General features: G+C 73.8%; 1 protein-coding gene and 1 pseudogene. One reads left to right on the top strand and one right to left on the bottom strand.

Annotated features, from left to right (window positions below; genetic code table 11):
- Positions 1–197: pseudogene (locus KBX53_RS36765) on the bottom strand (hypothetical protein); the annotation flags it as partial.
- Between the two features lie 152 nt (positions 198–349).
- On the opposite strand from KBX53_RS36765, the gene KBX53_RS34985 reads away from it, so the two are divergent.
- Positions 350–672: hypothetical protein (locus KBX53_RS34985; RefSeq protein ID WP_309140926.1), on the top strand; the 323-nt coding region annotated here is incomplete at its 3' end.

The raw sequence follows: 672 nt of genomic DNA, 5'->3' as shown, positions 1-672 counted from the left end.
AGAGTCCGGGCGGCCAGCGCCACCCCGGCACCGGTGTTGCCGATCCGCAACTCGATCGGCTCGACGGTGTGGGAGTCGGCGGCCGGCAACGGCAGCGCGGGCACCCGGACCCGCACATCCACCCCGAGCCCGCCAAGAACCAGCAGATCGACCACGCCGCCGACGCTAGCCTGCTGCCGGCCGAGCCTGCAGGCCACGCGATCGTGCACTTTCTGCGGCGACAGAATGAGGCCTTCTTCGCAGAACACCAACACCAACTGCAAGGTCACGCAGGTGGGGGTGTCGGTCCGGCCAGGTTGGGCCACCTATCCTGGTCGCGGGCGACGACGAGGGGGAACGGGTGCTGGTCATCCACGGGCTGTGGTTGCCCGACGCCAGCTCGACCGGCGCCAGCTCGACAGGTGGCCTCGCCGTCTGGGCCGAGGACAGCGCGGCGCCGATTCCCGCTGCTCGTGCGGGCCGCCCGGCCCGGGACCGCCCGCACCCCTTCGCCGCCGGGCACACCGACCTGGCCGCCGTCCTCGCCGAGGCCGCTGAGCCGACCCGACCGGACACCGCGCTGCTCACCCTGCCCACCCGGGCGGGCGCGCCGACCGACTCACCCGAGCTGATCCGCACCACCGTCGCACCTGCGGCCCGCGGCCGGCTCACCCTGGCCAATTGGCGGGTGCC

The sequence above is a fragment of the Micromonospora sp. M51 genome (assembly GCF_018070305.1).
GTDB classification, from domain to species: Bacteria; Actinomycetota; Actinomycetes; order Mycobacteriales; family Micromonosporaceae; genus Micromonospora; species Micromonospora parva.
Note: the sequence above shows the minus strand (reverse complement) of the source record. Positions and strands in the feature narration are given on the sequence as shown.